Source organism: Vibrio algivorus (assembly GCF_030161215.1).
Lineage (GTDB): Bacteria > Pseudomonadota > Gammaproteobacteria > Enterobacterales > Vibrionaceae > Vibrio > Vibrio algivorus.
In genome coordinates, this window is record NZ_BSPV01000009.1 from 343,385 (window position 1) to 358,037 (window position 14,653).

Consider the following 14,653-nt stretch of genomic DNA (forward strand, 5'->3'; position numbering starts at 1 on the left):
TGTAAAACAGGCTTCCCATGATGAGAAGCCTGCGTGTTAATTATTGAGAATAAGTCGTTAAGAAGCGTTCAAGTCGGCCAATTGCCATTTCGAGATCTTCTACGTGAGGCAAAGTAACAATTCGGAAGTGATCTGGTTGCTTCCAGTTAAATCCGGTTCCTTGTACTAACAACACTTTTTCTTGTACTAAAAAGTCGAGAACAAATTTAGCATCATCTTTAATATTGAATTTCTTCACATCAATTTTCGGGAAAAGATACATTGCACCCTTCGGCTTTACGCAAGTGATTCCTGGGATTTGAGTGAGTAACTCATAAGCTCGATTACGCTGCTCTAATAAACGTCCACCAGGCAAAATAAGTTCATTGATACTTTGATAGCCGCCAAGTGCCGTTTGAATCGCATGTTGCATTGGTACGTTGGCACATAAACGCATTGAGGCCAGCATATCTAAGCCATCGATATAGCCTTTCGCAAGATGCTTTGGACCGGTTAAGAACATCCAACCGCCACGGAAACCACATACGCGATAGGCTTTCGATAAACCATTAAAGGTTGCCATTAAGACGTCATCGGCAAGCGTGGCAATTGAAGTATGGATTGCACCATCGTAGAGTACTTTATCGTAAATCTCGTCAGCAAAAATAATCAGGTTATTCTGGCGGGCAATTTCAACGACTTCCAATAGGAAATCTCGGCTATACACAGCACCGGTTGGATTGTTTGGATTAATCAGCACGATACCGCGAGTTTGCGGCGTGATCTTGCTTTTGATGTCATCAAGATCAGGATACCAATCCGACGATTCATCACAAATATAGTGAACAGGATTACCGCCAGCTAATGATGCTGCTGCTGTCCAAAGTGGGTAGTCAGGGGCTGGAATTAAGATTTCATCGCCATTATTCAGCAAAGCCTGCATCGACATTACGATAAGCTCAGATGCACCGTTACCGATATAAACGTCTTCAACTTCTAACTCACGTAAGCCTAGTTTTTGATAGTGCTGTACCACTGCTTTACGTGCAGAATAAATCCCTTTTGAATCACAATAGCCCTGTGACGTTGGTAGGTTACGGATCACATCAACAAGAATCTCATCAGGGGCGTCAAAACCAAATGGGGCTGGGTTGCCAATATTCAGTTTTAAAATCTTTTGCCCTTCTTCTTCCATGCGTTTGGCATGTTTTAAGATTGGCCCTCGAATGTCGTAACAGACATTATCGAGTTTTGATGACATCTCGATGTTGTTCATAGCCTTATACCCGTTTATTAATATGTTTGTGACCTATCAAGTTACACTATTTTTTATGGGCAAACCATATCCAGAGCAGCTGTAAACAGTATATTTGTGCGAGTTTGATGGTTATTGAATAAAAAGTGTCTGTTTGGTTTTTAAGAATGGAAAATTTTTACAGTTCCTACGCGAATCTTCCTTGTTTAAAGACTTGGATGATAGCTCTGAATTCTGCAGTTGGAAGTCACTTGGGTATATGAGTGATTATTTCACAACAAACCTAGAGATAAAGTAGCTTACTGCTTGATCTGCATCACTTGAAGCCATAGAGTATGCGGCAAAATATAAGATATTAATCAGCCATAAAGCTATACTTAAGCGTGAAGGCTGTAGAAATCAAAATGAGAGGTCGACTTGTCTGAATTACCCCAAGTGATTGAGCTAATAATTGAACGAATTAGACGTGGGCAAGTTTCGAGTGAAAACCGTATCTCTGAGGTAGTCAATTTACCCGAAGATTTTAGTGCTATTGACTGGCTAGAAGGGCAATCGCTATATCCTCGCTTTTACTGGCAGTCACGTGATGAGCGTGAAGAAGTCATTGCTTTAGAACAAGTGAATAGTTTTACCAACCCACTAGATGCTTACTCCATTCTTGCTGAGCAACAAAGAGTGTGGGGCGGCAAAGCTTTCGATAGTGAGCACTCTAATACGCCAGAGCTTACCAGCTACTTTTTCTTACCAAAAATAGAATTCATTCGTCAAGATAATCAATGGACAGTCAATGCTAATATTGATCCAGATGTTGAATTGACGATTGATGCTTTACTGCAACTAAAGGCGGACTACCAACCGATAGAAACGTTGGTTCCTCAATCAAGCCAAATTTACTTTTCACCTCAATTTGATGAGTGGAAACATATTTTAAGTAAGGCATTAACTGCGATTGAAGCTCAAGAGTTCGAAAAAGTGGTGTTAGCCAGAAAAACTTTGGTTGAATTATCTAAGCCAATTAGTGCTGCTCAGTTACTAAAGTCGAGCCGTGAACAAAATCATAATAGCTTTCACTTTTTAGTGTCACTGGCTCCTAATCGGAGTTTTGTTGGCTCGACACCTGAGCGTTTATATCGCCGTTCGGGAGATCAGGTAGAAACCGAAGCATTAGCTGGGACGATTGGTCGCAGTGATGATCTTGTTGAAGATAAAAAACTGTCTGATTGGTTGATGAACGATGATAAAAATCAGCGTGAAAATCAAATTGTAGTGAATGACATTATTGACCGTTTGGGCCCGTATACCGAAAATATTGCAGTGCATCCTGAAGTGCAATTAATTCAATTGCGTAGAGTTCAGCATTTGAAGCGTCATATTAATGGACGCTTATCTTCAGAGGTGAAAGGAATACAGTTGTTATCCGCTTTACAGCCTACCGCAGCTATTGCTGGCCTACCACGTGAAGCATCCCTTAATTTTATTCGTATGAATGAGCCTTTTACTCGTGGCTGGTATAGCGGCTCGTTAGGCTATTTTGGTCATCACCAAGCGGAATTTTGCGTTTCCATCCGTAGTGCTTCATTAGTCGATAACACAGTTAAACTTTACGCAGGTGCTGGCATTGTTCCAGGATCTGAAGCAGAGTTTGAATGGCAAGAATTGAACCGTAAAACGGCCACATTATTAAACTTGATTACCGACTATCCAATTGAAAATGAACGTGGTGAAACCGTATGAGCCAAGCTGGATTAAATCGAATTTGGGCTCAAGCTATTTTAGAGACGCTTGCTCAATCCGGTGTGAAACATATATGCATTGCTCCGGGCTCTCGTTCAACACCTTTAAGCCTTGAAGCATTAGAACTTGCACAACGTTCAGAACTTACTGTGCATACCCATTTTGATGAGCGTGGTTTAGGCTTCTTAGCACTAGGGATTGCTAAGGCAACTCAAGATCCAGTGGCAGTGATTGTTACCTCGGGTACGGCTGTCGCAAACTTATTACCAAGTGTGGCGGAGTCTGGTTTAACTGGCGAAAAACTTATTTTGTTAACCTCTGATCGCCCACAGAGTTTGATTGGTGTCGGTGCGAATCAAGCGATTGTGCAAAAAGGGATCTTTTCTTCTCATGTGAGAAAAAGTGTCGAACTTGCTAGTCCGAGCCGAGAGCCAAACCAGCCTACACCTCAAGAATTAATTCAAGCGCTGAGCGATATTAATCATGCTTTAGCTTATCAATATACTGTATCAGGTTCGCTACATATTAACTGCCCATATCCAGAGCCTTTGTATATTCAAAGTGAACAAGAAAAACAGCAATATCAGCCAGATTTAGTACAAGCGATGGACTCACAACGTCATTATTTAGAATTGACCAAATTGTATCCAAGTTACAACGTCCCTGAACTAACCAATAGCTCTCAGCAAGACATTATCAATCAGCTACCTCATTTAAAAGGGGTTATCTTGATTGGAAAAATGCCGTTGGATGACGCTCAAAAAGTTTCACAGTGGGCGAAAACATTAGGTTGGCCAATTTTTGCCGATCCTCAATCTGGTGTCAGCAGTGAATGGGCGCATTATGATTTATGGCTACAACAACCGGCTTATTTTGAACAATTATCACAAGCAGATTGTGTTTTACAGTTTGGTGCGCGTTTTGTATCTAAACGTATTGGGCAATTTATAAAGCAAGCAGTCTTGAATCATAACTGCTATTACTGGGTGTTTGAGCCGAACATTAGCGTGTTTAACCCAGATCGATTACCTCAACAAAGAACGGTGGCGGCGATAGGTGATTGCATTACGATGCTTGAAAATGCCTCACCATCATCGATTAATCACGTAGTTAGCTGGGCTGATAAACTACAACAACCGAAAGTATTGGTTGAGCAGGCCGCTTCTGATATTCAACAGAGTCACCAGTTAACCGAATGCCAACTTGCGCTGAATTTATCCCAATTGATTTCACTATTGCCTAATGCGGAGCTTTTTATCGGTAACAGTTTAATCGTACGTTTAGCGGATATGTTATCGACTATTGAATCTACGCAGGTTTATACCAACCGAGGCGCATCAGGTATTGATGGTTTGGTGGCGACGGCGACCGGTATTCAGCGTTCGAAAAATATTCCACTATTCACTCTGCTAGGCGATACATCACTGCTCTACGATTTAAATTCATTAGCATTGTTGACGACAGTGTTGCAACCTCATGTTGTGCTTGTGACTAATAATGATGGCGGGGCGATTTTTGATCTTTTGCCGGTACCAACCGAGCAAAAACAATATTTATACCAAATGCCGCACGGCTACCAATTTGAACATGCTGCGCATCAGTTTAAGCTTAATTATGCTGCGCCTGATTCATGGTTTAACTTGTTGGAACTGGTGCAGCAATATCTAGCCAATTTTGAACAAGGTGAGACCCGCTCAGCATTATTAGTTGAAGTGGTAACGCCAGCCGAACAAGCATCACAACAGATAAAATCCATATTGGCTAAAATAACCGAATTACATAACACTACCGAATAGGCGGGAAAATCTCATGCTTTATAGTCATATTGTCGACAACCAAGAAGGAAGCGGGATTGAAAAAAAGCAAGCGATTCCTGTTTTTTTGCATGGTTTTTTAGGGTCTAGCCAAGATTGGGATAGTTGTTTCTCGCACCTGAATGTTTCACATGCGATTCGTGTCGATTTACCATGCCATGGCCTGAGTAAATATTGTGAAGTAGAAGATTTCCAACAAGCCTGTCACCAAGTCCAACTAACGGTTCTTGCAAAGCTTAAAAAAGAAAATATGGATGCCTCAATGCCTTTGATTTTTGTTGGTTACTCATTAGGCGCGCGGATTACCATGTACGGTCTTGCAGAAAAGTGCTTTGAAGGACTTAATATTCAAGGTGCCATTCTTGAAGGTGGTAACTTTGGTTTGCAAACTGAAGAAGAAAAAGTACTACGCTGGGAAAATGATAAGCATTGGTCAAAACGTTTTGCGACAGAAGCGATTGATTATGTGTTGTTTGATTGGTATCACCAAGGTGTATTTGCCTCTTTGAGCCCAGACCAACGCGAAGAGTTAGTCGAGCTGCGTAGTGATAATCTAGGTTCTCAATTAGGTTGTATGCTACGTGCTACGTCACTATCAAAACAGCCTTATCTTTTAGACTCCTTAAAACAATTAACGATCCCGCTGCTTTATATTTGCGGTGAGCAAGACCAAAAATTTAAAGCATTGGCTGAGCAAAGCGGCTTGAAATTTAAATTGGTCTCAAAAGCGGGGCACAATGTTCATCATGAAAAGCCGGCGGAATTTGCCGCATTAATCTCTGATTTTATTAACCAGTTAAAGTAATCCTCTATGTCTATAGTTAATCCTCAAACTCGCACTGCGAAACTGTATCGCTATAATTTACCTATGGACAGTGGTGTGATCGTTCGCGATCAACGCTTATTACAAAGAGAAGGTTATATTGTAGAGCTTACGCAAGGCGATAACATGGCTTATGGTGAATGCGCGCCTTTGCCGGGTTTTAGCCAAGAAAGTTTAGATCAAGTGGAGTCTGAACTGATAGAAGCTCTGCAAGGTTGGCAGCACAATGGTGAATGGCGTGATTGGAATGTTATGAGTCCAAGCGTTGCTTTTGCGCTCTCGATGGCACAATGTGAGCTTGATGGTTTACTTCCTCAACAAGGAGAGTACCGCGCAGCACCTTTATGTAGTGGTGACCCTGATGAGCTGATTCCGATTTTTGAAACCATGTCGAAAGATGGTCGGCAAAAAGTCGCTAAAGTAAAGGTTGGTTTATATGAACCAATTCGTGACGGTATGTTAGTGAATCTATTTTTAGAATCAATTCCTGACTTACAACTGCGTCTCGATGCTAACCGTAGCTGGACTTTAGATAAAGCACTTAAGTTTGCTCAGTATGTTTCACCTGAATATCGTGAACGTATCACTTTCCTTGAAGAACCGTGTAAAACCCCAGAATTAAGCCGTGACTTTGCTCAACAAACCACGATTAATATTGCTTGGGATGAAACGGTTCAACAAATGGATTTTAATGGTTTTGAGTTATCTTCTTTGCTTGGCAATTATGTTGAAGCTGTGGTGATTAAACCTACCTTAATTGGTTCTATCGAGCATTGTTTATCTTTGATTGATTTTGCTCAGAAAAATGGATTACAGGCGGTGATTAGTTCGAGTATTGAATCGACAATCGGTTTAACTCAATTGGCAAGATTGTCGGCTTGGAAAACGCCACAACAGATACCTGGTCTCGATACCTTGCAACTTTTTCAAGCTCAATTAGAAATCACTTGGCCAGATAGCAAACTGCCAGTTTCAATGTTAGCTGAACAGACACTGATTAAGCAGTTTGTCGATTAGTCACATACCCCAAAGTAATTGGGGCGAATGAACGCCGACAACAAAGCAGCTACTTCAAGTACGGCGGGTATAACCGAAAGGTAGTAATGTGGATTTGATACAGCAATGGTGTGTAGAACATGCTGAAAAGACGGCGTTAGTCACCCCAACAGGCTCGTATACTTGGCAGCAATTAGATGAAGAAATCACTCAGTTGAGCTTGCAGTTAAAATCTCAAGGGGTGAAGAGTGGTCATATTATTGCGGTGATCAGTAAAAATGAACCTAAAGTGGTTTTTTTATATTTAGCGCTGTTAAGGCTTGGGGCTTTATGTGCCTTAATGCCACCTCAACCGATGATTGGGATAAAACAAAAGCTCAATATCATTCAAGCTAATTTTGTCTGGTTATCTGAATCGATTGATTCACTTCATGATACTGAGTTTGATCTTCCCTGCTTGTCATTGATTTTAGGCCAATCTCTAGCATCAGATAACGCCTCAATAGATATCGATTTACCTTATTGCTTTAGCTCGGAACAATTTGCCAGCATCGTTTTCACTTCGGGCTCGACAGGTATTCCGAAAGCAGTCGTACATGCGGTTAAGCATCATATCGCTAGTGCGAATGGTATTACCCAACAGTTTTTATTTAAAGAACATGATTCTTGGTTATTAAGCCTACCTATTTACCACGTGTCAGGGTTGTCTATTATTTGGCGTTGGTTGGCTAAAGGGGCTAAGTTAGTCATAGGCAGTGGTAACCTACAGGTTGACATTCAGCAAGTGACTCATGCTTCACTTGTTCCCATTCAATTACAGCGTTTACTAGATTCAGGCCAGACTATTCAACTAAAACGAGTTTTACTCGGTGGCTCTCATATTCCGCTATCGCTTACCGAAAGAGCAAGTAAGCAGGGGATAGAATGCTGGTTAGGTTATGGTATGACTGAAGCCGCTTCTACAGTGATTGCCAAGCAAGTGGATGCTAGTCCAACCGCTGGTGCATTATTACCTTTCCGAAAAATTAAACTGCAAGATGGACGTATTTATGTAGCAGGGGAAACCTTAGCCGCAGGCTATTTATTCCAAGGGCAACTTACGCCGCTCGTCACTGATGAGCAGCCTTGGTTTGATACCAAAGATCTTGGGCAATGCTATCAACAAGCGGGCAAAGTCGATGAATACATTATTCTAGGTCGGGCCGATAACCAGTTTATTTCTGGTGGCGAGAATATTCATTGTGAAGAAATTGAAGCAGTATTAGTTCGCCACCCCGATATAAAGCAAGCCTTGGTTCTTCCTATTGAAAATGAGCTATATGGTTATAGACCGGTCGCGTTTATTGATACGGAAACTCTGCAAGATTTTAACGTTTACCAAGAGTACTTGTTACCTTATTTAGATAAATTTAAGTGCCCAGATGCGTATTATTTACTCCCTGCACACTTAATGAACTCTGGAATTAAAATTTCTCGCGCAGATCTTAAAAAGTACTATCAACAAGTTATCACCTCATAAGTGCTTACGTATATAGCCTCAGGTTTGAGTGATAGCTCTGAATTCAGCACTTTGGGTATAGTGACAATAGTTATTTTATAGCACTAAACAGAATTTATTTATTGAACGAAAACCCGGCATACTTATTTCATCGTAAGCCTATTTAAGGATGAATATGATGAAGTTACTTGTCGTTGCAGCAGTGATGGCTTTAGTTTGGGTGTCGATTATTTCGAGTGGGTTGATATCAGCTTTAGCTGAGTTAGGGGCTTTTGTGGTGGTGATCGCTTGGGTTTTAAAAAGTAAGCAAGCAGTAAAAAGAAAAGAGGCCCGTATTGAGCCTCATGTATAACTAAATCACTTAGATGTGGTCTACTGGATATGAGTCATAATATAAATTAGTGAGCTTATAGAGATAATTGCCCATAGTGCTACACCAAAGATCATCGGCTTAGGGCCGGCTTCTTTAAGTTTTCCGATTGAAATGCCGCAACCAATTAAGAATAAGCATAGTACGAGCGTCTGTTTGGCTACACTGTAAATGGTGTGATAAGCCGCAGAGAATTGTGGTACTTGATCACAGAAAATAATGGCCGCACAATAAAAGAGAATAAAGAAAGGGATCGTAATTTTTTTACTTTCGCTTTTAAACATCATTGCACTAAGGAAAGCGACAGGCACAATCCATAATGCACGAGCTAGTTTTAACGTTGTCGCAATTTGTAAAGATTGCTCACCATATGCTTGTGCGGCACCGACTACTGATGATGTGTCATGAATCGCAATAGCAGCCCAAGTACCAAATTGCACTTGACTCATGTCTAGTACATGACCGACTACTGGGAATAAGAATAACGCCACTGAGTTAAGCACAAACACTACAGCTAGGGCCATACCAACAGGTTGGTCTTTTGCATTGATTGCTGGAGCAACCGCTGCAATCGCACTCCCCCCACAGATAGCAGTTCCTGCTGCAATTAAATGACCAGTTTCTCTTTCTAACTTCATCTTTTTCGCAAGTAACGTACCGATAAATAGCGTACAGAAAATACTTGTGACAATAATGCCAAAGCCTTGCTCAGTTGCGTGAATCGCTTGATCTATATTGATCCCAAAACCTAAACCGACAATGGAGTATGCCAATAGCTTTTTAGTGATCTTGGTAACAGGAATAGTGTGAGGAACAAAACCAAAGCTCGTTAATAAGAAGCCAAGAGTCAGTGCAACAGGAGAACTTACCCAAGGTGTAAAACAAGCTAAGGCAGCAAGGGTGAATAAACCATAATTGCGAATATAAGAACGCATAACAAACCTAAAACGTGTAAAAAATAAGGTGTAAGAATACCTGAAAGTAGTGGTTAATTAAGTCTTAATCTTTTAAACATATCGTTTAGTATTTATTAACGATTTAAAGTAGGTTATGTATTAACTAGTTTGCTTCGAGATTAGTTAAATTTTTAAAATACTTGGTCAGATAGCTAATCATAGCCAGGTTGAGTAGTCCTAATAGTATAAAGAAATCAGGGATTGTCATGTTAATGATACTCAAACAGATAATACCTATAATGGCACTACCAACCATGAATAGCGCATTGAAAATATTGTTAGCTGCGATTACCTGAGCGCGAGTTTGGTCACAAGCTAAGGTTTGTACCAAAGTATACAAAGGTACAATGAATAGCCCTCCACAAATTCCAAGTACTAATAAAGCAATAAATACCGGATATAAATGACTAGAAGTGAATAGTGTTGAGATGGTAATTAGGGTGTCAGTATATTTAGGTGTTGCCAACCCTAATACTAAACTACAAACGGTAATTCCAAACCCACCTAGCAACATTAATTTAAAATTGATTTTTTGATGGGATAGTTTGGCACATAGTAATGATCCCACCGCAATACCAACCGAAAATAATGCTAATAAAAAAGACACACTGGTGGAGTCGCCATTCAAATAGTGTTTAGTGAAATTGGGAAATTGAGTTAGATAACTTGCGCCTAAAAACCAAAACCAGCTAATCGCGATGATGGCGGCATAAATGGTTTTGTGTTGTTTCACCAGTAGTAATGTTTGTTTAGTATGCTGTACGGGTTTCCATTCAAATTTGACCGCTGAAATTTTAGCTTTGGCCTTGGGGATAAATAGGCTAGAGATAAAACCTAATAGGGCAAACGAGACCACTGCTATTGCCGTAATAGAGTAAGCCGAAGGCGCAGCCACAATAAAGCCTGCCCCTATTGTTCCGAATAAAATTGCCAAAAAGGTTCCGGTTTCGACCCAAGCATTCCCTTTGAGTAGTTCTTGAGGCTTTAAATGTTGAGGTAACAATGCATATTTTACCGGACCAAAAAATGCCGATTGTGCACCCATAAGAAACAATAAAAATAATAATGCGATGTAGCTTTGAGTTAGAAAGCTAATCGCACCAAGTAGCATAATCACTACTTCAGCCAGTTTAACCATACGGATTAATGTTGATTTCTCACATTGGTCGGTTAGTACACCGGCACTTGCCGAAAAAAGAAAAAACGGCAAGATGAACAAACCCGCTGCCAAATTAATAAATAAAGTGCTAGACATTGGTAGGTCATCGACACTGGCAAAAGCAACAAAAAGTAACAGAGCGTTTTTATAAATATTATCGTTAAAAGCGCCTAAAAATTGGGTGACAAAATAGGGAAAAAAACGCCTTGAAAGAAAGATGGGTGCTGGTTGATTATTCATTGTTATCCTTGAAACAGTGCGTAATACTCTAGCCAGTTTGGGGCTCAGTTTGCCTTGTTAGTCTCACCAATATGCTTTATTCGCAGTATGGTTACAACTAGATTTTAACTCAATGAGGCATACAAAGTGCAGGATTGAGTAACTCTTAGTTATCCGCAATTGAAGTCATCTATTGTGTAGCTTCTGACCAATTGCAATATTCTGAAACATAGCTGTAGTGTACACCTTGCATATTACCGCTATGATGAATTCAGTTTTACTTATTAATATAAAAGGGATCGTATGAATCGACTTTTTGTCATGGTGGCCTTGATTATGGTATCAATGGTTACAGCACCAATCGCTGAAGCAAAACGCTTTGGTGGTGGTAAGTCTTTCGGTAAAAGTTTTAAAACCGCACCAGCACCAAAACAGAATGTGCAAAATACTAATACGTTAAATAAAAAGCCAGATGCAACCAATACTCGTCGTGGTGGCATGATGGGCGGTATGTTAGGTGGTTTGTTGGCTGGTGGTCTACTTGCTTCTTTATTCATGGGCGGTGGTTTTGAGGGTATCCAATTTTTTGATATCTTAATTCTTGGTTTGATTGCTTTTGTTGCATTCAAATTTTTACGCGGCATGATGGGGGCAAAACAAGGTTCGATGAATCGAGGGCCTCAAGCTGCATATTCTGGTGCGATGAATCGCCAGCAATTTGAGCAGCCTAATGTGCAAAACTTTGAGCAACCTCAATCTTCAGGTGGTTTTGGTGCAACAGGGCAGTCTGATGTTCCTCACAACTTCCCTCCAGGTTTTGATCGTGTAGCATTTGTTGAAGGTTCTCGTGAGCATTACCGCACATTGCAAGGTGCTTGGAACTTTAATCAATTAGATAAGATTGAAGAATACGTCACTCCAAGCCTGTTCGAAGAACTAAAAGCTGAACGTGCACAACTTCAAGGTGATCAACACACCGATGTCATGTACGTTGATGCCGAAATTGTTCGTGGTGAGTACGATGCTTCAAAAGCACAATTGAGTATTCAATTTACAGGTCGCTACCGTGATGCTGTAGAAGGCATAGAAGAAGATATCGATGAAGTTTGGCACCTTGAGCGTGATTTAACCGCGAATAATGCGCCGTGGTTAATCGTTGGTATTCAAACTAACTCGTAAAGTTAGCTCTTAATCACAAACATGACTGAGCCAGTGGAGCAATCTGCTGGCTTTTTTATTGTCTATACACTAGTCAATCAAATGACTATTCCACATGTTGGCGATGTCGGTCAGCTCTTTTAACACAGCGCTTGGTTTTGTTTTTCTTGAGATAGAGATAAAGATTAGGTTGTCAGACTCAGTAATATTATCAACATCGGCTAGCTCAGCTAATCGTTGAAAGAAAATGTCTTCATCCATTTGGCATTTAAAAATGGGTTTTTCAAGTTTGATGATTTCCATGTGTACGACTTCTTTTCTCTGAGTCACTTGGGTATAAATGTTACTGAATATAGATACTACAGAGTATAGATGGTACTTGGGGATAGCTAAGTGTAAGACATAAAAAATCCCCAGTAACAAAATGCTACTGGGGATTGATTTTATTTTTGAATACAGCTTTAAAACTTATTCAGCTTGAGCCGCTTGAATCGCTGTTAGTGCTACGGTGTAGACGATATCGTCAACCAATGCACCACGAGACAAGTCATTCACAGGCTTACGCATACCTTGTAGCATTGGACCGATAGATACTAGGTCTGCAGAACGTTGCACCGCTTTGTACGTTGTGTTACCAGTATTTAGGTCTGGGAATACAAATACAGTGGCTTTACCTGCTACAGGAGAGTTAGGGGCTTTAGAAGCAGCAACGTTTTCCATGATAGCAGCATCGTACTGAAGAGGACCGTCAATGACTAGGTCAGGACGCTTCTCTTGAGCGATCTTGGTTGCTTCACGTACTTTATCTACGTCTGCACCTTTACCAGAAGTACCCGTAGAGTAAGAGATCATTGCAACGCGTGGATCAATACCAAATGCTTTTGCAGAATCTGCCGATTGAATTGCGATTTCTGCTAGTTGCTCTGCGTTTGGATCTGGGTTGATCGCACAGTCACCGTATACCAATACTTGGTCTGGTAGCAGCATAAAGAACACAGACGATACGATAGACGCACCAGGAGCCGTTTTGATGATTTGGAACGGAGGAACGATAGTATTCGCTGTAGTGTGAACAGCACCTGATACAAGGCCGTCTACTTCACCCGCTTCTAACATCATAGTGCCTAGGAATACTGAATCTTCCAGCTTCTCACGAGCGACCACCTCAGTCATGCCTTTCGCGCCACGTAGTTCAACTAAGCGAGCTACGTAGTTTTCACGAACTTCTTCAGAGTTGATGATGGTTACACCAGCGCCTAGTTCAACACCTTGTTGGGCCGCAACGCGTTTGATCTCATCAGGGTTACCTAACAGCACACATTCAGCAATGCCACGCTCAGCACAAATCGCAGCAGCTTTAACCGTACGTGGTTCATCGCCTTCAGGAAGTACGATACGTTTACCTGCACGACGAGCAAATTCAGTTAATTGGTAACGGAATGCTGGTGGGCTTAGGCGACGGATACCTTGAGTACCTTCGGATAGAGAATCAATCCAAGGGCCATCAATGTGGCTTGCCACGTGATCGTTGATAAATTCAATACGTTCTTTATCGTCTGCTGGGACTTCTAAGTTAAAGCTTTGTAGGTTAAGCGAAGTCTGCCAAGTGTTACCTTGTGCTTTGAAGATTGGCAGACCGGCATCAAATGCAGGCTTACATAAATTAGCAATAGATGTTGGGATGTCGTAACCACCAGTTAGCAAGATTGCACCAATTTCTACGCCATTCATTGAAGCAAGAGCAGCCGCAACGATAACGTCTGGACGGTCAGCTGATGTTACAAGTAATGAGCCTGGCTTAAAGTGTTCAATCATATTTGGTAGAGAGCGCGCACAGAAAGTGATGCTCTTAATGCGACGAGAATTAATTTCACCCGCATTAATGATGTCCGCATTTAAGTGTTTCGCCATATCGATAGCACGAGTGGCAATTAACTCAACTTTCCAAGGCACACAACCTAGCACGCGGATTGGACTAGAGTTGAAGATTTGCATTACTTCGATATTAGCTTGAGCTGTATTATTGGCCTCGTCAAAAATCTCAGAAAGGTCTGGACGAGTACGGCCTGCTTCATCAACTGGTGCATTTAGCTTATTGATGATAACGCCTGAAATTGATTTATTTTTGGTGCCACCAAAGTTTGAACAAGCAACATCAATGCGTTCTTTTAATTGCGCAGGGTTGTTGGTACCAGGTGTTGCGACAAATACGATTTCCGCACCGAGTGTTTTCGCAATTTCTGCGTTTACTTGGTTAGCAAAAGGATGCTTACGAGTCGGTACTAGGCCTTCAATAAGAACTACTTCAGAGCTGTTGCTGATTGCGTTATAACGCTCAACGATTTGCTCAAGTAGCACATCCATTTTTTCATTACTGATCATGGACTCAGCTTCTGACATCATAGTAGGCTCAGCAATTTTGATATCGCTGCTTGCCGAGATAATTGATGATGTAAGATCTGGGATATCATCGCCACTACGAGGTTGAGCGATAGGTTTGAAAAACGAAACATTTACACCCTTACGCTCCATAGCACGTAAGACGCCTAAGCTCACGCTAGTAAGACCAACACCAGCGCTAATAGGAACAAGCATAATAGTACGAGACATAGAATTATTTCCTCTAACTATTGAAAGTGACTGGGTAGAAAATACACAGTCATAAAAGAAAACAGGCTAACGTAAAGTTAGC

The 14,653-nt window shown here is 41.1% G+C and carries 12 protein-coding genes; 7 read left to right on the forward strand and 5 right to left on the reverse strand.

Annotated features, from left to right (window positions below; all coding sequences use genetic code 11):
* Positions 1–40 precede the first annotated feature (40 nt).
* Positions 41–1,255: a pyridoxal phosphate-dependent aminotransferase gene (locus QQJ93_RS13945; RefSeq protein ID WP_089123235.1), complete on the reverse strand. Its 1,215-nt coding sequence runs from the start codon at positions 1,253–1,255 to the stop codon at positions 41–43.
* 396 nt (positions 1,256–1,651) lie between these two features.
* Between QQJ93_RS13945 and QQJ93_RS13950 the strand changes: the two genes are divergently transcribed.
* The 6 genes from QQJ93_RS13950 (at position 1,652) to QQJ93_RS13975 (ending at position 8,451) form a co-directional block, all read left to right on the forward strand.
* Positions 1,652–2,968, forward strand: a complete 1,317-nt coding sequence (locus QQJ93_RS13950; protein ID WP_089123234.1) for an isochorismate synthase — start codon at positions 1,652–1,654, stop codon at positions 2,966–2,968.
* The gene (gene menD / locus QQJ93_RS13955) at positions 2,965–4,764 is read left to right on the forward strand and encodes a 2-succinyl-5-enolpyruvyl-6-hydroxy-3-cyclohexene-1-carboxylic-acid synthase (protein ID WP_089123233.1); all 1,800 of its coding nucleotides are present in this window, start codon (positions 2,965–2,967) and stop codon (positions 4,762–4,764) included. Before QQJ93_RS13950 ends, menD begins: the two co-directional genes overlap by 4 nt.
* A gap of 13 nt (positions 4,765–4,777) precedes the next feature.
* A complete protein-coding gene (gene menH / locus QQJ93_RS13960) occupies positions 4,778–5,587 on the forward strand; it encodes a 2-succinyl-6-hydroxy-2,4-cyclohexadiene-1-carboxylate synthase (protein WP_089123232.1) in 810 nt (269 codons plus the stop codon).
* A gap of 6 nt (positions 5,588–5,593) precedes the next feature.
* Positions 5,594–6,622, forward strand: coding sequence for an o-succinylbenzoate synthase (gene menC / locus QQJ93_RS13965; protein ID WP_089123231.1), 1,029 nt, complete (start codon positions 5,594–5,596; stop codon positions 6,620–6,622).
* A gap of 88 nt (positions 6,623–6,710) precedes the next feature.
* Positions 6,711–8,120 (forward strand): o-succinylbenzoate--CoA ligase, encoded by a 1,410-nt coding sequence (menE, locus tag QQJ93_RS13970; RefSeq protein WP_089123230.1) that lies wholly within the window; start codon positions 6,711–6,713, stop codon positions 8,118–8,120.
* 154 nt (positions 8,121–8,274) lie between these two features.
* Positions 8,275–8,451: a hypothetical protein gene (locus tag QQJ93_RS13975; protein ID WP_160117483.1), complete on the forward strand. Its 177-nt coding sequence runs from the start codon at positions 8,275–8,277 to the stop codon at positions 8,449–8,451.
* A gap of 20 nt (positions 8,452–8,471) precedes the next feature.
* Here the strand turns inward: QQJ93_RS13975 and QQJ93_RS13980 are convergent, their stop codons facing one another.
* Both QQJ93_RS13980 and QQJ93_RS13985 read right to left on the reverse strand, forming a co-directional pair.
* Complete coding sequence (locus QQJ93_RS13980; protein ID WP_089123229.1) at positions 8,472–9,404, reverse strand: YeiH family protein; 933 nt, start codon at positions 9,402–9,404, stop codon at positions 8,472–8,474.
* 124 nt (positions 9,405–9,528) lie between these two features.
* Positions 9,529–10,824: an MFS transporter gene (locus tag QQJ93_RS13985; protein WP_089123228.1), complete on the reverse strand. Its 1,296-nt coding sequence runs from the start codon at positions 10,822–10,824 to the stop codon at positions 9,529–9,531.
* Positions 10,825–11,106: 282 nt separating this feature from the next.
* On the opposite strand from QQJ93_RS13985, the gene QQJ93_RS13990 reads away from it, so the two are divergent.
* Positions 11,107–11,982 (forward strand): Tim44 domain-containing protein, encoded by an 876-nt coding sequence (locus QQJ93_RS13990; protein ID WP_089123227.1) that lies wholly within the window; start codon positions 11,107–11,109, stop codon positions 11,980–11,982.
* A gap of 69 nt (positions 11,983–12,051) precedes the next feature.
* Here QQJ93_RS13990 and QQJ93_RS13995 read toward each other — a convergent pair whose 3' ends face one another.
* Positions 12,052–12,264 (reverse strand): hypothetical protein, encoded by a 213-nt coding sequence (locus QQJ93_RS13995; protein WP_089123226.1) that lies wholly within the window; start codon positions 12,262–12,264, stop codon positions 12,052–12,054.
* Between the two features lie 165 nt (positions 12,265–12,429).
* A complete protein-coding gene (pta, locus tag QQJ93_RS14000; protein WP_089123225.1) occupies positions 12,430–14,571 on the reverse strand; it encodes a phosphate acetyltransferase in 2,142 nt (713 codons plus the stop codon).
* Between the last annotated feature and the right edge of the window lie 82 nt (positions 14,572–14,653).

Coding starts and splice junctions, on each gene's coding strand:
- QQJ93_RS13945 (WP_089123235.1), bottom strand. CDS start 1,255: ATGAACAACATCGAGATGTCATCAAAACTCGATAATGTCTGTTACGAC.
- menD (WP_089123233.1), top strand. CDS start 2,965: ATGAGCCAAGCTGGATTAAATCGAATTTGGGCTCAAGCTATTTTAGAG.
- menH (WP_089123232.1), top strand. CDS start 4,778: ATGCTTTATAGTCATATTGTCGACAACCAAGAAGGAAGCGGGATTGAA.
- menC (WP_089123231.1), top strand. CDS start 5,594: ATGTCTATAGTTAATCCTCAAACTCGCACTGCGAAACTGTATCGCTAT.
- QQJ93_RS13975 (WP_160117483.1), top strand. CDS start 8,275: ATGATGAAGTTACTTGTCGTTGCAGCAGTGATGGCTTTAGTTTGGGTG.
- QQJ93_RS13980 (WP_089123229.1), bottom strand. CDS start 9,404: ATGCGTTCTTATATTCGCAATTATGGTTTATTCACCCTTGCTGCCTTA.
- QQJ93_RS13985 (WP_089123228.1), bottom strand. CDS start 10,824: ATGAATAATCAACCAGCACCCATCTTTCTTTCAAGGCGTTTTTTTCCC.
- QQJ93_RS13990 (WP_089123227.1), top strand. CDS start 11,107: ATGAATCGACTTTTTGTCATGGTGGCCTTGATTATGGTATCAATGGTT.
- QQJ93_RS13995 (WP_089123226.1), bottom strand. CDS start 12,264: ATGGAAATCATCAAACTTGAAAAACCCATTTTTAAATGCCAAATGGAT.
- pta (WP_089123225.1), bottom strand. CDS start 14,571: ATGTCTCGTACTATTATGCTTGTTCCTATTAGCGCTGGTGTTGGTCTT.